This window comes from Amycolatopsis sulphurea (genome assembly GCF_002564045.1).
Lineage (GTDB): Bacteria > Actinomycetota > Actinomycetes > Mycobacteriales > Pseudonocardiaceae > Amycolatopsis > Amycolatopsis sulphurea.
The window spans coordinates 2,152,934-2,171,856 of the sequence record NZ_PDJK01000002.1; the positions used below are offsets into that span (position 1 = coordinate 2,152,934).

At 69.9% G+C, this 18,923-nt stretch carries 19 protein-coding genes and 1 pseudogene; 10 read left to right on the plus strand and 10 right to left on the minus strand.

All coding sequences use genetic code 11. The annotated features are described in order from the left end of the window. Positions 1-50: 50 nt before the first annotated feature. On the minus strand, positions 51-899 hold the full coding sequence (locus ATK36_RS16130; RefSeq protein ID WP_211291889.1) for a helix-turn-helix transcriptional regulator: 849 nt from the start codon (positions 897-899) through the stop codon (positions 51-53). A gap of 103 nt (positions 900-1,002) precedes the next feature. Between ATK36_RS16130 and ATK36_RS16135 the strand changes: the two genes are divergently transcribed. From ATK36_RS16135 to ATK36_RS16150, 4 genes are read left to right on the plus strand one after another with little or no spacing between them, the layout of a single operon-like run. After that, positions 1,003-2,445, plus strand: a complete 1,443-nt coding sequence (locus ATK36_RS16135) for an MFS transporter (RefSeq protein WP_098512306.1) — start codon at positions 1,003-1,005, stop codon at positions 2,443-2,445. A gap of 45 nt (positions 2,446-2,490) precedes the next feature. Then, positions 2,491-3,009: an RNA polymerase sigma factor gene (locus ATK36_RS16140; protein WP_098512307.1), complete on the plus strand. Its 519-nt coding sequence runs from the start codon at positions 2,491-2,493 to the stop codon at positions 3,007-3,009. Next, entirely contained in the window at positions 3,002-3,868 is an 867-nt protein-coding gene (locus tag ATK36_RS16145) for a VOC family protein (RefSeq protein WP_098512309.1), read from the plus strand. Before ATK36_RS16140 ends, ATK36_RS16145 begins: the two co-directional genes overlap by 8 nt. A 52-nt stretch (positions 3,869-3,920) precedes the next feature. Continuing rightward, on the plus strand, positions 3,921-4,316 hold the full coding sequence (locus ATK36_RS16150; RefSeq protein ID WP_098512310.1) for a hypothetical protein: 396 nt from the start codon (positions 3,921-3,923) through the stop codon (positions 4,314-4,316). A gap of 193 nt (positions 4,317-4,509) precedes the next feature. Here the strand turns inward: ATK36_RS16150 and ATK36_RS33585 are convergent. Then, a pseudogene (locus ATK36_RS33585) lies at positions 4,510-4,727 on the minus strand (gamma-glutamyltransferase family protein); the annotation flags it as partial. Between the two features lie 76 nt (positions 4,728-4,803). Then, positions 4,804-6,123 carry a UDP-glucose dehydrogenase family protein gene (locus ATK36_RS16160; RefSeq protein WP_098512312.1) on the minus strand — a complete coding sequence of 440 codons (1,320 nt, stop codon included), beginning with the start codon at positions 6,121-6,123 and terminating at the stop codon, positions 4,804-4,806. A gap of 158 nt (positions 6,124-6,281) precedes the next feature. Here ATK36_RS16160 and ATK36_RS16165 point away from each other — a divergent pair, with 158 nt between their 5' ends. Further along, positions 6,282-7,040: an SDR family NAD(P)-dependent oxidoreductase gene (locus tag ATK36_RS16165; protein ID WP_098512313.1), complete on the plus strand. Its 759-nt coding sequence runs from the start codon at positions 6,282-6,284 to the stop codon at positions 7,038-7,040. 122 nt (positions 7,041-7,162) lie between these two features. Here the strand turns inward: ATK36_RS16165 and ATK36_RS16170 are convergent, their stop codons facing one another. Beyond that, a complete protein-coding gene (locus tag ATK36_RS16170) occupies positions 7,163-8,809 on the minus strand; it encodes a TM0106 family RecB-like putative nuclease (protein WP_170069762.1) in 1,647 nt (548 codons plus the stop codon). 88 nt (positions 8,810-8,897) lie between these two features. Here ATK36_RS16170 and ATK36_RS16175 point away from each other — a divergent pair, with 88 nt between their 5' ends. Next, on the plus strand, positions 8,898-9,377 hold the full coding sequence (locus tag ATK36_RS16175; RefSeq protein WP_098512317.1) for a DUF6474 family protein: 480 nt from the start codon (positions 8,898-8,900) through the stop codon (positions 9,375-9,377). Positions 9,378-9,459: 82 nt separating this feature from the next. Here the strand turns inward: ATK36_RS16175 and ATK36_RS16180 are convergent, their stop codons facing one another. From ATK36_RS16180 to ATK36_RS16195, 4 genes are read right to left on the minus strand one after another with little or no spacing between them, the layout of a single operon-like run. Next, complete coding sequence (locus ATK36_RS16180) at positions 9,460-10,431, minus strand: glycine betaine ABC transporter substrate-binding protein (RefSeq protein WP_098512318.1); 972 nt, start codon at positions 10,429-10,431, stop codon at positions 9,460-9,462. Further along, entirely contained in the window at positions 10,431-11,210 is a 780-nt protein-coding gene (locus ATK36_RS16185) for an ABC transporter permease (protein ID WP_098512320.1), read from the minus strand. The genes ATK36_RS16180 and ATK36_RS16185 overlap by 1 nt, the downstream gene beginning before the upstream one ends. Then, positions 11,207-12,406: an ATP-binding cassette domain-containing protein gene (locus ATK36_RS16190; protein WP_386998594.1), complete on the minus strand. Its 1,200-nt coding sequence runs from the start codon at positions 12,404-12,406 to the stop codon at positions 11,207-11,209. Before ATK36_RS16190 ends, ATK36_RS16185 begins: the two co-directional genes overlap by 4 nt. After that, positions 12,393-13,040 carry an ABC transporter permease gene (locus ATK36_RS16195; RefSeq protein WP_098512323.1) on the minus strand — a complete coding sequence of 216 codons (648 nt, stop codon included), beginning with the start codon at positions 13,038-13,040 and terminating at the stop codon, positions 12,393-12,395. Before ATK36_RS16195 ends, ATK36_RS16190 begins: the two co-directional genes overlap by 14 nt. A gap of 276 nt (positions 13,041-13,316) precedes the next feature. On the opposite strand from ATK36_RS16195, the gene ATK36_RS16200 reads away from it, so the two are divergent. The 4 genes from ATK36_RS16200 (at position 13,317) to ATK36_RS16215 (ending at position 16,268) form a co-directional block, all read left to right on the plus strand. Beyond that, a complete protein-coding gene (locus tag ATK36_RS16200) occupies positions 13,317-13,847 on the plus strand; it encodes a hypothetical protein (RefSeq protein ID WP_098512324.1) in 531 nt (176 codons plus the stop codon). A 95-nt stretch (positions 13,848-13,942) separates the two neighbouring features. Beyond that, entirely contained in the window at positions 13,943-14,683 is a 741-nt protein-coding gene (locus tag ATK36_RS16205; RefSeq protein WP_098512326.1) for a YcnI family copper-binding membrane protein, read from the plus strand. Then, complete coding sequence (locus ATK36_RS16210) at positions 14,683-15,243, plus strand: copper resistance CopC family protein (RefSeq protein WP_170069763.1); 561 nt, start codon at positions 14,683-14,685, stop codon at positions 15,241-15,243. Before ATK36_RS16205 ends, ATK36_RS16210 begins: the two co-directional genes overlap by 1 nt. After that, a complete protein-coding gene (locus ATK36_RS16215) occupies positions 15,240-16,268 on the plus strand; it encodes a copper resistance D family protein (protein ID WP_098512327.1) in 1,029 nt (342 codons plus the stop codon). Before ATK36_RS16210 ends, ATK36_RS16215 begins: the two co-directional genes overlap by 4 nt. 171 nt (positions 16,269-16,439) lie before the next feature. Here ATK36_RS16215 and ATK36_RS16220 read toward each other — a convergent pair whose 3' ends face one another. Both ATK36_RS16220 and ATK36_RS16225 read right to left on the minus strand, forming a co-directional pair. Next, a complete protein-coding gene (locus ATK36_RS16220; RefSeq protein ID WP_098512329.1) occupies positions 16,440-17,330 on the minus strand; it encodes a phosphotransferase enzyme family protein in 891 nt (296 codons plus the stop codon). Positions 17,331-17,352: 22 nt separating this feature from the next. Beyond that, entirely contained in the window at positions 17,353-18,753 is a 1,401-nt protein-coding gene (locus ATK36_RS16225) for a helix-turn-helix transcriptional regulator (protein WP_098512330.1), read from the minus strand. Between the last annotated feature and the right edge of the window lie 170 nt (positions 18,754-18,923).

Sequence of the window (18,923 nt, forward strand, 5' to 3'; positions counted from 1 at the left end):
TCCGCTCGGAAGCGGGGAATTCCGCTACGCCCCGCGCGGTACCGGGCGGCTCAGTCGAACGCCGCGGGCAGCTTCGCCGCGGTCTCCTCGTCCGCCGGGGTGTAGGTGGACATCAGGATTTCCGAGCGGCGGCCGGTGTAGAGGTAGGTGAAACGGAAGGTCAGCAGCCCGGCTTCCGGGTGCCGGTAGCGCTTGATCGGGATGGCCGCGGAGTTCACGTCGTGCCGGCTCCACAGGTCGGCGAATATCGGCGATTCCGCCTTGAGCCGTTTGACCAGCGCCTTCCACGCGGGCTCGCCGACGTGCTCGGCCATCGCGGCCCGGAAGGAGGCGACCGACCTCGGCACGTTCTGCTCCCAGTCCAGCAACCGTTCCCGCAGCTTCGGGTTGAGCAGGCACTGCACGAGCGTGTTGCGGTCCTCGAACGGGATGCTGTCCACATCCCCCATCAGCCAGTTGTACGCACGGTTGTAGCCGAGCAGGTCGCACCGCGCGTTGCGGATGGTGACCGGGAACGGTTCGAGCTTGGTCATCATCGCCCGCATCGACTCGGTGACCGCGGAGCACTCCTTCTCCTCGGTGGGCGGCTCCGGCGCGCCGGCGAGGGTGAACAGGTGCACGTGCTCGTGCGGATCGAGGCGCAACGTGCGGGAAATCGCACCGAGGACCTGTTCGGAAGCATTGATGTCCCGGCCTTGTTCAAGCCAGGTGTACCAGGTGACGCCGACCCCGGCGAGCTGCGCGACCTCCTCGCGACGCAGGCCCGGCGTGCGCCGCCGGCCGGACAGCGGCAGGCCGACCTGCTCCGGCGTGATCCGTGCGCGACGGCTCCGCAGGAAGGCGCCCAGCTCGCTTCGGCGGAGCCGGTGCTGGAGGGCGGGTTCGACGGCACTGGTCACGAATACCAGGTAAACACAACCGGAACCCTGTTACCAGGTACTCCCGATACCTGGATGAACTCACACCTGGTACCAGGTTGTGAATGCCCCGAAGGTGGTAGTCATGACGACTTCCACCGCGGCCCCGGCGTCGGCCACCGTCGCCGCCGGGGCACCTGCCAGTCCGGGACTCACCCAAGCCGGCCTGGTCACCGTGCTGCTGGGGGCGGCACTGCCGATCATCGACTTCTTCATCGTCAACGTCGCGCTGCCTACCATCGACGCCGATCTGCACGCCTCCACCGCCACGCTCGAACTCGTCGTAGCCGCCTACGGCATCGCGTACGCGGTGCTCCTGGTGCTCGGCGGCCGGCTTGGCGACGCGTTCGGGCGCAGGCGGCTGTTCCTGCTCGGCCTGATGCTGTTCACGGTCACCTCGCTGGCCTGCGGACTCGCCCCGGACGCCGGCACGCTGGTGCTCGCCAGAGCCGCGCAGGGAGCAGCGTCGGCGATGCTGCTGCCGCAGGTGCTCTCGATCATCCAGGCCGGCACCACCGGCGAACGGCGGGCACGCGCGCTCGGCATGTTCGGCGCGACCGGCGGCATCTGCACGGTGGTCGGCCAGCTGCTCGGCGGGCTACTCGTCGCGGCAAACCTGTGGGGCGCGAGCTGGCGGCCGATCTTCCTGGTCAACGTGCCGATCGGAATCGCCGGGCTGCTGCTCGCCCGGCGCACGGTGCCCGAGAGCCGGTCGTCGAACCCGCTTGGCGTGGACCGCTGGGGTACGTCGTTGCTCGCCGTCTCGCTGCTGTCGCTGCTGATCCCGCTGATGGAAGGTCGCGCGCTCGGCTGGCCGTGGTGGACGATCGCACTGCTGGTGCTGTTCCCGTTCACCGTTTACGGCTTCGCCCGCGTAGAAAGCCGGCTCGAACGCGCCGGCGGTAGTCCGCTTCTGCCGCCCGCGCTGCTGCGTACGCCCAGCGTGCGGCACGGGTTGACGCTGGCCGTGCCGTACTTCGGTGTGTTCGGCTCGTTCATGTTCGTGTACGCGGTGACGCTGCAGAGCGGCTTGCACCTCGGGCCGCTCGGCGCCGGGCTCGCCCTGACGCCGCTGGCCGTCGCGTACTTCGTCACTTCGCTGCTCACCAGTCGCCTCGTCACACGCTTCGGGCGGAAGGTCGTGCCGACCGGCGGGCTCATCCTGACGGCCGGACTGGTGGTACTCGCCGTTTCGACGCTGCTGGCCTGGCCGGACGTGTCGATCTGGCAGCTCGCACCGGCCATGGTGCTGATCGGAGTCGGCAACGGAATGACGACAAGCCCACTGTTCCGCGTGGTCCTTTCCCAGGTGCCCGCCGACCTGGCCGGAGTCGGCGGCGGGGTACTCACCACGACCCAGCAGACGTCGCTGGCACTGGGTGTCGCGGTGTTCGGCAGCCTGTTCGCCAGTCTGAGCGTGCCCGGATCGGTGGGTTACGAAGGCGCGTTCGTCCTGATCATCGGCCTTCTCGCGGGCCTGGCGCTGCTGATCAGCGCGCTGGCGCGGAAGCTGCCCGACCCGCGATGAAAATTCACCCGACGGAAAACCCCGTGTCCGGACGACGATAGGGATGTGACGGAACCGCGGGTACAGGGAGACCCGGCCTTCGCGCTGCTGCGCCTTTACGAGAAGGCGCTGCCGGAGGTCTACGGCTACCTGCTCGCCCGCTGCGGCGACCGTGCGCTGGCCGAGGAGCTGACTTCGGAGGCGTTCCTCGGCGCGGTCGCCGCCTGTCGCAAGGAGAACGCACCCGTGGTGAACACGGCGTGGCTGATCGGCGTGGCCCGGCACAAGCTGGCCGACCACTGGCGACGCACCGAACGAGAGCAACGCGGGCTCCGGCTGGTGCCGGACGTGAGCGTCGAAGATCCGTGGGACGAACGGCTCGATGCGCTCCGGGCGAGGCAGGTCCTCGCGTCGCTTTCGGTGCCGCACCGGGCCGCGCTCACCCTGCGCTATGTCGACGGTCTTCCGGTGGGCGAAGTCGCCACCCACCTCGGCCGGACCGTACCCGCGACGGAGGCGTTGCTGACGCGGGCCAAAGCCGCGTTCCGCCGCAGCTACCAGGAGAAGGAGGGGCGCGATGACTGACCCGTTCGACGCACTCGCGCTGCCCTCGTCGCCGGTCGACCCCGATCCGGCGTTCGCCGAGGAGCTGCGGGACGACCTGCGTCTCCTGATCCTGAACGGAGCGGAAATGACCACCAGTACCACTCCCGACACCACCACCCTGCGCGCACTCACGCCGTACCTGGTGGTGACCGACGCCCGCGCGGCGGCCGAGTTCTACGTCTCGGTCTTCGATGCCCGCCGCCGGGGCGAACCGATCGTGATGGACGACGGCCGGATCGGGCACGTCGAACTCGCCATCGGCGACAGCGTGCTGATGTTCGCCGAGGAGTTCCCGGAGCTGGGCAACGTTGTGGCCCCCGTAGGCGGGGCGCTGATCCGCGTCGAAGTCGAAGACGTCCGGCGCAGCGTGCAGCGGGCCGTGGAGCTGGGTGCGGAGCTGCTGCGCCCGGTCGAAGATCGCGGCTACGGGCTGGGCGGCACGATCAAGGACCCGTATGGCCAGCGTTGGCTGGTCGGGCAGGCCACGCCGCGGGAAAAGCACGGCGAAGCGATCTACTTCACCTTCCAGGTACCCGACGACGCGAAGGCCAAGGCGTTCTACGGCCCGGTCCTCGGCTGGCAGTTCTCGCCGGGACGCGTGCCCGGCGGCTGGGGCATCGAGGGCCACGGCCTTACCGGCGGCCTGTGGGGCGGGCCGGGACGGCAGACCGGCTGGAAGCTGATGTACGCCGTGGACGATCTCGCTGCCGCACGCGAGCAGGTGCGCGAACTCGGTGGTACGGCGGGCGAAGTGGAGCATCACCCGTACGGGCAGACCGCGGACTGCGTTGACGATCAAGGCATCGAATTCTGGCTCTGGGAGCGACCGGGCGAGTGAGATCAGTCAATTCCGCGGCGGTAACCCTGCGGCCGGGGCGCACACTCGGACGATGACTGGGCAGTGGAAGCCCCGCGACGACGCGGAACTGGCCGCCGGCTGGCGTTTGTGGCTGGAGCTGGGTTCCTGCGCCTGGCCGGGTGCGGACTGGGACGGCACGCCCGCCGAGGCGGTCCGTGGTCTGGACCGGTGCTTCGCCGCCTGTGACGAGATCCTGGACGGCTACCACCGCGGCGGCGGACCGGGCGACGCCGCGGTGGCCGGCCTGGTCCGCTCGATGATCCTGGCCGCGAACTGGACGCTGGAGCTCTGGCGCGACGACACCGTTCCCCTGGACGCGGAACGCGCCGCGCTGCTGCACGCCGACCTCGCCGGTTTCGCCGACCATGCGGAAAGCGTCCGCACCATCCTCGCCGACGGCGGAGGCTGGGCCTCGCTGCCGATCTGAAGCTCACCGCCCGGCCGCGTACCCCTGCATCCCGCGGACGTCGGCGGCCGCGCACAGCACTCCGCCGGAGCGGGACACTGCGGAAAGCCTGCCCAGCGTCCGCTCTCCGGCGTCGACCATCTGGTGCCCGCGTTCGGTCAGCTCCGCGAAAATCGAGCCCTGTTTCGGCGACCACCTCGCGGGGATTCCAGTCGTCCTCGTAGCTCGCGCTCCAGGACGCGATGTCCTGCGCGGTCAGCAGGCCCGCATGGTCCCGCCCGGAGGAGCCCCGGAAAGCCTTGCGGCAGAAGGCTTCGATCGTCTCCGCGACGAACCCCTGCGACCACGCCCGGCGCGCCGCGTCGATCTGCGCCTCGCGTCCCGCACAGCCTCCGCCTCGGCGAGCAGCCGCTCCCACGTGTCGGCCAGCACCCGGCTTGCGGCCGAAACACCAAGGCCAAAGCTGTGAAGGGTCCCTTCACGGACTCAGAGTCCGTGAAGGGACCCTTCACAGCGCGTCGGCGGTGAACGCGACCTGCCGCTTGGCCGCGCGAGGGCGGCCGATGCCCTGCCAGGACAGCCCGGCGTCCAGGATCACCCGCGGGTCGAGCAGGTTGCGGGTGTCCACCACGTCGTCGCCCTCCATCTCCTCGGCCATGGCGAGCCAGTCGAGATTGCGGAACTCGGCCCATTCGGTGAGCACCACGACGACATCCGCGTCCTTGGCCACCTGGTACGGGTCGTCCACGACGGTCATCCCGTCGATCCCGCCGGAAACCGCCGGATCGTAGGCGGTGATCTCCGCGCCCAGCGCGCCGAGCACCGAGGACACCGCCAGCGCGGGCGAATCCCGCAGATCGTTGGTGCCCGCCTTGAAGGCCAGGCCGAGCACGCCGATCCGGGCGCCGGCCAGGGTGCCGCCGCAGGCACCGGCGATCTTGGCCACCACCCGGTCACGCTGCGCGATGTTCTCGCCGATCGCCGAGGTCAGCATCCGGAAGTCGTAGTCGACCGACTCGGCGACCTTGACCAGCGCGCTGGTGTCCTTCGGCAGGCAGGAACCACCCCAGCCGGGGCCGGGTTTGAGGAATGTGCGGCCGATCCGCCGGTCGTAGCCCATTCCCTCGGTGACCAGGTCGATGTCCGCGCCGAGCCGTTCGCACAGCTCGGCCATCGAGTTCACATAGGACAGCTTGAGCGCGAGGAAACAGTTGGCCGCGTACTTCACCAGCTCCGCGCTGGCCGCATCGGCGAGCACCACCGGCGCGGCGAGATCGGCGTACAGCTCGCCGACCCAGCGCGCCGCGGTGGGCGAATCCGAACCGACCACGATCCGGTCCGGGTTGAGGAAATCCCGCACCGCGGTGCCCTCGCGGAGGAACTCCGGATTGGCCACGACCGGTACGTCGCGCCGCCCGATCATCGCGCGGATCCGCTTCGCGGTACCGACCGGCACGGTGGACTTGGTGATCACCGCGCAGCCGGCGGGCAGCGCGTCGCCGATCTCGGCGGTCACCGCCTCCACCGCGCGCAGGTCCGCCGAACCGCCCGCGCCCATCGGCGTCGGCACACAGAGGAAGACACCCTCCGCCTCGCGCACCGCGGCCCGCGCGCCGACGACGAAGGACAGCTGCCCGTTCGCCAGCCCGCGCTCGACCAGGTCGGCCAGCCCCGGTTCGAGGATGTCCACCCGGCCCATCGACAGCCGCGTCACCTTCGCCTCGTCGACGTCCACGCAGGTGACGCGATGCCCGAGGCTCGCGAGACATGCCCCCGTGGTCAATCCGACGTATCCGGTCCCCACCACGACGATCCGAGCAGCGCCCATGAGTGTGAAGGTGACAGCCGGAGTTGACCAGGGCACGAACGGAGGTGGGCGTGGCCGAATACTCCTCGCGACCAGATGCGGGTGAGCCTGAACACGTCTGCCCGGAGCGAACGAGCGTTAACCTCTTGGACAGGCCCCGGCACCGGAGGAGACAGAACATGCAGATCACCGATACCGCAGCACTGGTCACCGGCGGTGCCTCGGGCCTGGGCGGAGCCACCGCGCGGGCGCTGGCCGGCAAGGGCGCGCGAGTGTTCGCGCTCGACCTCGCCTCGTCGATCGAGCAGGCCGAGCAGGTCGACGGCGTCACCTACGTCGAGGCCGACGTGACCGACCCGGACCAGGTCCAGACCGCGGTCGACACCGCGGCCGGCTCCGGCGTCCCGCTGCGCACCGTGGTGAACTGCGCCGGCATCGGCCCGTCCGCGCGGATCCTGTCGAAGAAGGGCCGCCACGATCTCGCGCTGTACGCGAAGGTCGTCCAGATCAACCTGATCGGCACGTTCAACGTGCTCACCATCGCTGCCGAAGCGATCGCGAAGACCGAACCGCTGACCGACGACGCCCGCGGCGTCATCATCAACACCGCGTCCGTCGCCGCCTATGACGGTCAGATCGGGCAGGTCGCCTACTCCTCGTCGAAGGGCGGCGTGGTCGGCCTGACCCTGCCTGCCGCCCGTGACCTCGCCTCGCACGGCATCCGCGTGCTGACCATCGCGCCGGGCATCGTCGACACGCCGATGCTCGCCACGGTGAGCGACGAATTCCGGGCCGGACTGGCCGCCGGAGTGCCGTTCCCGAAGCGCCTGGCCCGCCCGGACGAGTACGCGCAGCTCGCGCTCTCCATGATCGACCACGACTACCTCAACGGCGAAGTGATCCGGATGGACGGCTCGCTGCGGATGGCCCCCCGCTGACCGGCTACGTCGGCCGCTCCACCGAAAGCTGATTGGCTGTGAAGGGGCCCTTCACAGACTCAGAGTCCGTGAAGGGCCCCTTCACAGACCTTCACGGGCTGCGCAGGGCCCCTTCACGGACTTCAGAGGTCGAGCATGTAGGGGACTTCGGCGTTCGCGCGGGCAGTCATCCACTCGCGCAGCGCCCGGGTGGCCAGGACGTCGTCCTCGTTGTAGCGCAGCAGACGGGTGCGCTGGGTCTGGTCCGGCACCGCACCGTCCATGCCTACCGCGTCGCGGTACCAGCGCATGGAGGCCTCGCCGCCGGCCTCCGGATCGCGCCAGGTGAAGCCGGCCACCGGGGCGATCACCTTGAGGCCCTTGCCGCGGGAGCACAGGAACTGGTCGGTGACGCTGCGGAACAGGTCCACCCACTCGTCGGAATCCACAAAGGACTGGATGGCCGTCTTGGCGGGAATCCCCGGGTACTCGCCGAAGCGTTCCGCCGAGCCGAACAGCCAGCGGTTCTCCGCGAGGGCGTTGTAGCAGTAGGCACGGAAGGTCAGCCCGGCCGCGTGGGTGCGCTCGCGCAGGTCGGTGAACCAGGTCCAGAACTCCGCGAACGAGCGCGCCTCGTCGCCGGTCGGCAGCGGCTCCCAGGTGACGAAGGCGCGGTAGCCCTGTGGCACGCCCAGATCTGCCCCGGACAGCCAGGTACCCCAGAGGTAGGCCCCGGAGTCGCCGAAGCTCTCCATGTCCACGTCGACTTCCACGTCCGCCCGCGGCACCCGGACCTCGGGCGTGCGGCGGACCACGGTCAGCTCGGCCAGCCACGCCCGGCCGAGCATGATCGCGTCGGTGAAGGTGCCCCCGGTCCAGTTCATCGACGGCGGTTCGGCAGCCGGGTCGAGCGCGGCCAGCTGATCCACAGTGGACACTCCGGCGCGGCGCAGCTCCGCCGCGTCCTCACCGCGCACCACCAGGCTCACGTCCCGCGCTTCGGTGAGCGCGACCTCGCAGGTCGGCCAGAACGGGCACCGGCGGCACTCCAGCACCCGCGACGGTTCGGCCAGCGGCTCGGCACCGGTCGCGGCCGCGGTGGCCACCGCGATCCGGTCGGCGAATCGGGCGTCGTACTCGTCCAGCGCGGTGCGCCCGCCCGGCCAGGTGCCCGCGGTGAGGTCGTGCCACACCACCACGTCGGCGTCCAGCCCGATCACGCCGCCGACCGCCCGGCCGGGCTCGGCCTTCCCGTGGGTCTGCAGGATCCGGCGCAGGTGCGCGAGCCGCAGCTGGTCCCGCGGCTGCGAACGGACCTTGCGCGCCTCGTCCGGCCTGCGGTGCGCCGGGTCGAGGTCGGTGAGCGCGGTGGTCGAGGCACCCTGCCCGCGGTCGGTGATCCGGTGCCGCACCACGAGCACCGGGACGTAGCCGTCCTCGGTGCGCACGAGCAGATCCACCCCGCCCCTGCGGTGCCCCACCGGATCGGCCTGGAACAGCGCGCCCCAGATGTAATCCGCCTTGTCCTCGAACGCCGCCTCCGTGCGCTGCACACGTTCCGCCGCGGGCAGCACCCGAGGGATGTGCACCCAGGTCGCCTCCGGGCCGACGGTCTCGGCCAGCTGCCGGGCGATCGCCTCGCGGTGCGCGGTGGCGTCTTCGATCCGTTGCTGGGCAGTAGGATCCGGTGGCGGCAGCGGCACCTCACGCATGGCCGGATCGTGCTCCAGATGCACCCGGCGACGGCATCGGCTGACCGCGCCCGCGTCGAGCAGCACCTCGTCTCCCATGCCGAGCACTCTATCCGCCGCGAGCCGACATGCTCGCCACCATCAGGACCAGTAAGTTCGAGCCTGACACGGCGTTGGAGGTAGGGCCATGGCGCGCAAGGCCAAGGAGAGCAAGGCCAAGCACGAAGTGGGTGAAGCCCGGATCACCCCGAAGAAGGCGAAGAACGCGGTCGCGGTGGCCAAGGTGCTCGGCCCGGCGGTGCTCCCGGTGGTCGCGCCGTACGCGGTCCGCGCGGCGGGCGCGGCGCGTGAGCTGTACGACCGCTATCAGGCCCGGAAGATGGGTGTGGCGGTGGATCAGCTCGGCGAGTACACCGGCCGCGGCGCCGCGCTGCACGCGCGGATCGCGGGTCTGGTGCAAGGGCTCGGCGAGCTGCGGAAGTCGGCGAAAGCGACCGACGCGGACCGGAAGTTCACCGAGGAGACGCAGTCCACGTTGGAGCAGTTGTCGGCCACCGTGCGCGCTGCGGAGCGGATGCCCGCGGCGCGGCGCAAAGCCGCACACCGCGCGGTGAACGGCGAACTGGAACGCCTCGAAGACCAGCTCCTGCACCGGCTGGGAGTTTGAAAAGCTGTGAAGGGGCCCTTCACGGACTCTGAGTCCGTGAAGGGCCCCTTCACAGCTTTGGGCCGGGGCGTCGGTGCGGCGGCTACTTGATGAAGCCCTTGGAGAGCATCCAGTCGTGCGCGACGGTGCCGGCGTCCTTGCCTTCCACGTCGACCTGCTTGCACAGCTCGATCATCTGCTTGTTGTCGATCGCCGCGGCCACCTCCTCCAGTGGGCCGCGCAGCTGCGGATGCTGGTTGAGGAAGTCGGTCCGCAACGTCACCGCGGCGTTGTACTGCGGGAACGCCTTCTTGTCGTCCTCGAGCACGCGCAGGTTGAGCCCGGAGATCCGGCCGTCGGTGGTGAAGACCTCACCGACCGGGCAGGTCCCGTTCGCGACCGCGGAGTAGATGGTGCCGATACCGAAGTTCTCGATCTTCGGCTGCTGGAAGCCGTAGGCCTTGACCGCGGCCGGGAACCCGTCCTGCCGGCTGGTGAACTCCGTCTCCAGGCAGAACCGCGCCTGGTCCGGATTCGACTTGAGGAAGTTCGCCAGGTCCGTGGTGGACTTCAGGTTGTTCTTCGCGGCGTAGGCCTCGGTGGTGGCGAAGGCGTACTGGTCATTCAGCGGCGAGTAGTTCAGCCAGGTGATGCCGAACTTCTCCGCGTCCGCCTTCGCCGTGGCCTCGTACTGCGCCTTCTCCCCGCCGGGCACCGGCAGCTCGTTGCCCTGGTAGTTGATCCAGCCGGTGCCGGTGTACTCCCATGCCAGGTCGCTCTGCCCGTTGAGCAGGGCCTGCCGCGACGAGTTCGAGCCCTTGATGTCGGTCAGGTCGACCACGTCCGCCCCGGCCGCGGACAACGCCATCTCGGCCATGTAGCCGAGCAGGATGTTCTCCGTGAAGTCCTTCGAGCCGACCACCACCCGCTGTCCCTGCAACTGCGGGATCGGCTGGATGGAACCGGGCTTGATGGAGTAGGGCAGCGCGGTGTTCAGGTCGAGCCCGCACGCCGAAAGCGTCACGGCGAGCGCTGCGGCGCCGAACAGGGCGCCGGCTTTCCGGAGCACCTTCATCAGCGCAACCCCTTCGGTCCGAAGAACTGTTCGGCCACCGCGCCCAGCCAGTCGACCAGCAGGGCCAGCGCGACGGCCAGCACCGAACCGGTGATCAGCACCTTGGTCAGGTTGAGCTTGTAGCCGGTGTCGATGAGCAGCCCGAAGCCACCCGCGTTGACGAACATGCCGAACGTCGCGGTGCCCACCGCCAGCACCAGCGAGGTGCGCAGGCCGGCCAGGATCAGCGGGATGGCCAGCGGGAACTCCACCCGCCAGAGCACCTTCGAGGAGGACATGCCGATCCCGCGGCCGGCATCCACCAGCGACGGGTCCACCTGCTGCAGCCCGACCATGGTGTTGCGCAGCACCGGGAGCAGCGAGTAGAAGGCCAGCGGCAGCGCGGCCACCCACAGCCCACCGGTCGCCCCGGTGACGATGAACCACAGCACCAGCACACCGAGCGCCGGAGCGGCCTGCCCGATGTTCGCCACGGCCAGGAAGACCGGCGCCAGCCAGCGCGCCCACGGCCGGGTCACCATCACCCCGAGCGGCACCGCTACCAGCACCACGATCGCGGTCACCACGACGGTCATCGCCACGTGGTCACGCAAGGCGGTGAGCAGCGAGGTCGCGTTCAGCGTCGCCTTCTCGGTGGCGGTCAGCCCGCTGGCGAAGACCCAGATCAGGGTGATCGCGACGATCAGCACGACCGCGGCGGGCTGGGCCAGCAACCGGACGCGCTCGGCGCGCCGGGAACCGGATTCGGTGCTGAACCCGGTGTCGACGGTCGCGGTCATGCGGAAGCCCCTTCGCCGGCGGCCTGGTGGTCGTCCGTGTGGCCGTCCGAATGTTCCTCGCGCAGCTGCTGGATGGTCGCGATGACCGTCTCCAGCTTGATCGTGCCGGCGTACTCGCCGCGGGAACCGGTGACCGGCACCGAACCGCCCTCGGCGAGCATCGCCTCAAGCGCGTCCTGCAGGGTCGACTGCACGCTGACGAGGTCGCGCAGCGGCCGTCCGGCCGCACCCAGCGACGTGGCCTTGGTCAGGTCGCGCACGTGCACCCAGCGGATCGGCCGCCGCCGGTGGTCGAGCACCAGCGCGAACTGCTTGCGCTGGGTGGAGAGCTTCTCGCGCACGTCGGCCGGGGCCTCGTCGACGCTCGTGGTGAGCGCGTCCTGCTGCAGCTCGACGTCGCGCACCCGCAGCAGGGTCAGCTGCTTGAGCGAGGCACCGGCACCGACGAACCCGGCCACCGTGTCGTCCGCCGGGTTCGCCAGGATCGACTCCGGCGTGTCGTACTGCAGGATCCTCGACTGGTCGCCGAGCACCGCGATCTTGTCGCCGAGCTTCACCGCCTCGTCGAAGTCGTGCGTGACGAACACGATCGTCTTGCGCAGCTCGGTCTGCAGCCGCAGCAGCTCGTCCTGCAGGTTGCCGCGGGTGATCGGGTCGACCGCGCCGAACGGCTCGTCCATCAGCAGCACCGGCGGGTCCGCGGCGAGCGCGCGGGCCACCCCGACCCGCTGCTGCTGGCCACCGGAGAGCTGGCGCGGGTAGCGGTCGCGGAAATCGGCCGGATCGAGCCCGACCAGGTCCATCATCTCCTCGACCCGGTCGGCGACCTTCTTCTTCTCCCAGCCGAGCAGGCCGGGTACCACGCCGATGTTCTGCGCCACGGTGAAATGCGGGAACAGCCCGGCCTGCTGGATGGCGTAACCGATCCGGCGGCGCAGCGTGTCCACGTCCAGCTTGAGCGCGTCGTCGCCGCCGATGGTGATCCGCCCGGAAGTGGGCTGGACCAGCCGGTTGATCATCCGCATCGTGGTGGTCTTGCCACAGCCCGAGGGGCCGACGAACACGACGATCTTGCCCGCGGGCACGACCATGGAGAAGTCGTCCACCGCCGGGGCACGGGTGCCGGAATAACGCTTGGTGACGTGGTCCAGCTCGATCTCGACGCCGGAGACTTCGTTGGGCTCAGACACGGACACCCCTCGAGATGGTGAAACGCTTGATCAGGACATAGATGCCGTCGAGCAGCAGGGCGAGGATGACCACGCCGAGCGTGCCGGTGAGGGCTTGGTTCGCGGAGTTCGTGCTGCCCGCGTTGGTCAGGCCGGAGAACACCTCGGAACCGAGGCCCGGCCCCTTAGCGTAGGCCGCGATCACCGCGATGCCCATCAGCATCTGCGTGGCGACCCGCATCCCGGTGAGGATGGCCGGCCAGGCGAGCCGCAGCTCGACCCGGGTGAGCACGGACAGCCTGCCCATCCCGATCCCGCGCGCGGCGTCGGTGATCGCCGGATCGACGGCGTCCAGCCCGACGATCGTGTTCCGCACGATCGGCAGCAGCCCGTACAGGACCAGCGCGATCACCGCGGTCGTCGAGCCGAGGCCGGACAGCGGTATCAGCAGGCCCAGCAGGGCGAAGGAAGGAACGGTCAGGATCGTGCTGGCCAGCGCGGTGGCGACAGCGGAACCGATGGGACTGCGATACACCGCGATACCGATCAGCACACCCAGCGCGGCGGCGAGAATCGTGCATTGCACGACCATGCTGGTGTGGAGATAGGCCTGCAGCAGCAGCTTGTCCCATCGATCCGAGATGTACTCGAAGAGATTCATCCGTATTCGCACTCCCGCTGCGTGTGTACTCCGAACTCACTCGTTCGGAGTAGCCCGTCAACCGGCAGGGTGGGTACCCGGCATGACGGCGGGTGAAACCCTGCAGCTGTCCTTGGTGATCCACCGTTTCGCATCCGGGGAGCCACGGCAACCGAAACGGCCCTCCCGGCCGGGCGGTCTTTATCCGATCGAAATAGGTTCACCTGGACGTTTCGACTCGAATTTCACCTTGTGAAGGGTTTCGATCACCCAGCGGAGTGCCGTTACGCTGCCCCCGTGAGCACTCCCGGCAGGTCCCGCGGCGCATTCGCGGCCGCTCGCGGTCTCCTGCTCGCGGTCAGTTCGGCATCACTCACCGTCACCGCACACGTTGCCGGTGACGGCGGGCTGCCGGATCCCGCGCTCACGCTTCTGCTCACCGGGCTGCTCGGCTGGACGGGTACCGCGCTGGCCCGACGCGTCCGTGGCCGGCTGGCCACGCTCGCCGTGCTCGGCGGCGGTCAGGTCGTGATGCACCTCGTGCTCACCACCCTGAACGAGCACCAGCACGGTTCCCCGGCCAGCTGGACGATGACCGCCGCGCACGCGGCCGCCACCCTGCTCACCGCGCTGCTGCTGGCCCGCGCGGACGCCGTACTGCTCGGTCTCCTCCAGCTACTCCGCGCGATCCTGCCGGCGCTGTCCCCGCCGCTGCCGGTCCCGGCCGCGGCGGGCGTACCGCTGCCGCCGCCGGTCGAAGCCACCGCGCTGCGGAAGGTCGATCTCCACCACGTCCGCTGTCGGCGTGGGCCGCCGCGACGCTCCTGAACACCCTCGCGCGGGTTCCGAACCCGCATCTTCCCCCTTTTCCTTTCCGGCGCACGGGTACCCCGGCGCCGGCTCATCCCTGTTCAGGAGCAGTTGTGTCCCATCACGTCTTTCGCCGTGCCGGCGTGCTCGCCGCCACCGTCGCCGCCACCGGCCTGCTCGGCGCGGGCATCGCGTCGGCGCACGTGTCCGCCAATGTCTACGGAGACCAGCCCAGCAAGGGCGGCTACGGCACGATCTTCTTCCGTGTCCCCAACGAGGACGCCACCCAGGGCACGGTCAAACTCGAGGTGGACGTCAAGCCGGAGTACGGCATTGGCAGCGTGCGCACCAAGCCGATCCCCGGGTGGACCGCCGAGGTCAGCTCGACACCGCTGGCCAATCCGGTGACCACCGCCTCCGGCACCAAGATCACCGACGCGGTCACCAAGATCGTCTGGACCGCGCAGGCGGGCACGAAGATCGGCAAGAACGAGTTCCAGGAGTTCGAGATCAGCGGCGGCCCGCTGCCCGCGGACGTGGATCAGCTGGAGTTCCCGGCCATCCAGACCTACGACGGCGGCAAGGTGGTTTCGTGGAACCAGCCGACCCCCGCGAGCGGCGAGGAGCCCGAACACCCGGCACCCACCGTGAAGCTGGCCGCGGCGAAGGGTGGTCACGGGCACCCCGCGGCCACCACCGAAGCCGAGGCCACGGACGCCCCGTCCTCGGACACCACCGCACGCTGGCTCGGCGGGGCAGGCATCCTCGTCGGCGCGCTGGGGCTCGGCGTCGGGGCGGGCTCCCTGCTGCGTCGCCGCCCGGCCGCGGCGAAGAAGACCGAAGGAAGCGAGTAATGCGGAAGACCCTTTTCGCACTGGCGATCACCGGGGCGGCCCTGCTGGGCACGGCCACCCCGGCGTTCGCGCACAACGTGCTGATCAGCTCCGACCCCGGCAACGGCGCGTCGGTGGCGAAGGGGCCGGCGAAAGTCACGCTGACCTTCGACCAGTACGTGCAGGACGCGGACGTCAACCAGATCGCGGTGACCGGGCCGGGCGGCGGGCAGTGGGCCGAGGGACCGGTCACCGTCACGAACAACGTGCTCAGCGCGCCGCTTCGGCCGCTCGGGCCGGCCGGGAAGTACACCATCGGCTACCGCGTCCTGTCCGCGGACGGACATCCGGTGTCCGGCGAGATCCCGTTCACCCTCACCACCGCGGGCACCGGCACCCCCGCGAACATCGACGCGGCCAAGGCGGTGGGCGCACCCGCGGCGGCGCCGTCGTCGGAGTCCTCCTCCACCGGGGTGCCGATCTGGGTGTGGATCGCCGGCGCGGTGGTGCTGCTGGCGATCGGGATGACCGTCGCGCTGCGCACCGGGCGGGAACCGGGCACGGAGAAGGACGACCGGTGACCAGGGCCGAGACCACCTCGCAGGTCCGCTGGGCCACGCTGCTGTGCGTGGTCACCGCGGGGCTGCTCGGCGCGCTGATCGGCGTCGCGCTCACCGCGTCCGCACCGATCCCGGGCGTGGTGGAACCCAGCGAGGTGGTCTCGGCGGCCATCCCGATCGTGCGGGTGCTGATGGACCTGTCCGCAGTCGCCACGATCGGGCTGGCCCTGCTGTCGGTGCTGGTCGGTTACGACCGGCCGAAGCTCACCGAGCCGGTACTGCGCAAGGCGCGGCCCGCCGCCGTCGCCGCCGCGCTGGTGTGGGCGGCCACCTCGGTGGTCGCACTGATTCTGCAGACGGCGGAGTTCAAGCCGGGCACGGCGACGCTCACCCCGGGCGACATCGGCACCTACATCGCCGAGGTCGGGGCGGGCAAGGCGCTGGTCATCGTCGCGGTCCTCGCCCTGCTGCACGCCGGGCTCGGCGTCTTCGCGCTGCGCAAGGGCGAGCAGGTCCCCGCCGAAGTCCGCGTGGGCCTGGGGATGTTCGCGCTGCTGCCGTTGCCGGTCACCGGCCACGCGTCGAACTGGAGCTACCACGACTACACGATGATCTCGATGGAGCTGCACGTGATGAGCGCGGTCGCCTGGTGCGGCGGCCTCGGCGCGATGATCGTGCTGCTCACCGCGAATCGCACGCTGCTGGCCTATGCGCTGCCGCGGTTCTCGAAGCTGGCCACGCTGTGCCTGGCCCTGTCCGCGGTGACCGGCCTGTTCAACGGCATCGTGGAAATCCTGGCCAACCCCACCATCGGCTTCTGGGCCGGGCTGTTCACCACGCCGTACGGACAGCTGATGCTGCTCAAGGTGCTGTGCACCGCCGTGATCGCGGCGCTCGCCGCGAACCTGCGGTGGCGGCTGATGCCGCGGATCATGCGGCACCAGCGGACCGCGATCGCCTCGTGGGCCACGGTCGAGCTGGCCGTGATGGGGCTGGCGTTCGGCTTCGCGGTGGTACTCACTCGTGCCCCCGTCACCGCATCATGACGAGGCATGTGACATTCTGTAGTGGCAAGTTGCACTATGGAACCAGCCCCTGCTCCGGACGGGGCGATCTGCCCGACTGAATTCTCTGCGCTGTGCACCACTGGGTAAGCCATTCACGGGTAAGCGACGAGCGGTCGTCTGCGGTCTGCGAATGCACGTGCAGAAATGCCCTCACCGATACCGGCTCCACTGCGCCTGAGACCGGCCGCACCGCAGGTCGGCGAGCCGGCGGCGCAGCTCGGACCGCACCGGCGGATGACTGCGCAGGATCGGCAGCACGCTGGTGGTGAGTTTCAGCTCCCGCACCGCTCGCAGCACCGCGAACCCGGACCACCTCGTCACGTCGAAGCCGTACGCGCGGGCGAACTCCGCGTACCGCTCCGGCGGGTCCCCGAACCGCTCTCGGCCGACCGCCAGCGGCGTCAGATCCCATTCCGGCGGACCGACGCAGGAGGAGTCGAAATCGCACAGCACCGGCCCCTCCGGGCCGGGAAGCACGTTGCCCGGATAGGCGTCCCCGTGCACGAACCCGGTGGCCAGCGGAAAGTCCAGCCCGGCCAGCCGGTCGGCCAGCTCGGCACAGCGGTCCAGCAGGAACCGCCGATCGTCCTCGGCCAGCTCCTCCGCGTCCTGCACCCGATCCCGGACGGAACGCAGCGGCTGCCACTCGCCGAGGCCGTCCGGCGGCGCCAGCGCGTGCACCCGGCGTAGCAGCCCGGCCAGATCGGCGGTGGAGGCGGGCGGACCGGTGAACGGGACCCGGTGCCACACCGTGACCAGGTGCCCGTCCACGTCCATCGGCTGTTGCACGCTCTCGACCAGGCGAACCGCGGGGATCCCGTGCCGGGCGAGATACTCGGCCACCTGGACCACCGTGGCGGCCCGGTGCCGCAGCCGGGTGGAACCGACGATCCGCACCACCACCGGCGTCCGGACCAGCGCGTACACCGCGTTGTTGGTGAACCGCAGCAGCTGGGCGCCCCGCGGATCCAGGTCGAGCCGCGCGCAGGTCGCGGTCAGTACCCGGCGGAGTTTCCCGGGGGTGAACCGCCCATCGCGCACCGGAGCAGCGGGATCGGCCGGCTCAGGCGGCGTAGAAGAGCTTGAGCCGCTCGGCGAGCTCCCGGGCGTCCGCGTTGTTCCGGCGCCGCTCGGCCTCCACCAGCAGCGGCCGCAACCGGTCCTTGACCCGCTCCGACTTGATGCTCTCCGCGGTGTCGAGCGCCTTGCCGCCGACCCGCGCGCCGTGGTCGATGTCGCCGTCGAGCAGGTGGTTGGTGGCCAGCGCGCTGAGCATGAACGCCTTGCTGCGCGCCATGTCGTCGGTGTAGGACTCGACCGCCTTGGTCAGCGCCGGGATCGCGTACTTGGTGTGCTCGGGGTTCTTCTGCGCCAGCACGGTGTGCACGGTGCCGGTCATCGCGTAGACGTCGGTCTCGTTGAAGAACTTCACCCAGGACTCGGCGGTGGCCAGGTCGGCGCGGGCGAACTCGTCCTTGCTCAGGCCGAGCAGCTTCACCGCCTGGTCCTCGTTGCCCATGATCGCGTACGCCCAGGCCTCGTTCGCACAGAGCACGGCCACCGACAGCTCGGAACCGGATTCCTGGGCGGCGATCTGCCCGAGCTGGAACAGCTTCAGCGCGTCGTTCGCGGCGTCCTGGTGCAGGTAGACCCGGCCCATCCGGTACAGCACGTTCGCCACCAGATGGTGGTTGTCACCCTGTTTGGCCAGGTCGAGCGCATGCGCGAAATGCCCGCGCGCGGAGTCCATCAGCCCGGTGTCGAAGGAGGTCCAGCCGGCCAGGCTGTGCAGATCGGCGATCGCGGTGAACAGGCGGTTCTTGACCGGATCGGTGGCGCTGGCGTCGAGCATCTGCTGGCCCCAGGTCAGCTGCGCGACCACCGCGTCCCGGCAGAACCCGCCGCCGTACTGGTAGTCCAGGGAGCGCAGGGCTCTGGTCGCCGCCTCCACCTGACGAACGTCGGTGACCCCGACCCGCCCGGGGGCGGGCGTGCGCGCGGGTGCCTCCGACCAGGTCCCCGACTCCGATCCGAACACCGCCGCACCCATCGTGACCTGGGCGGCGTGCGCGAGGAACCTCCGTCGCTTCACGGACTCGTCCTCCTCAGCCTGCCGGCCGTCGGCAGCGCCGACGACCCGTATCGCCGTGGTCTCGTCGTAGGCGAGACCCATGTATCCACGGGGGACACCCAGGCCGTCGGCGATTCTCGTGAGCACGTCGTAGGCCATGACCTGGCGACCCTTGAGGATCTCCGACACCTCGGACTGCGATTGGCCGGTCATCGCGGCGATCTGGCGCTGCGACACTCCGTGTTTGCGCAACAGGCGGTACACGGCACTGATCTCGCGGCCGGCCAGGGCCTCCCGCATCTCCGGCTGCTCCCATGCGTCGGCCGGCACCGGGTTACCCGGCCGGACCAAGGCACCGGAAGACCCGGAACCACTGCCAATGCTGGCGTCCATCGCGCCCCCTCACCGTCTTTCGGGCGTCTGCGGCAACCCTAAGCACACTGCGAGAACCTTGGGAAACGAACCGGCAGCGGGTCTGATCGGCCGAACTGAACTCCACTGACCGTTTACCGTGGAACCTCGCCCGGTCACCGCTATGACGCGGTTTCGACCTTCTCTCGCAC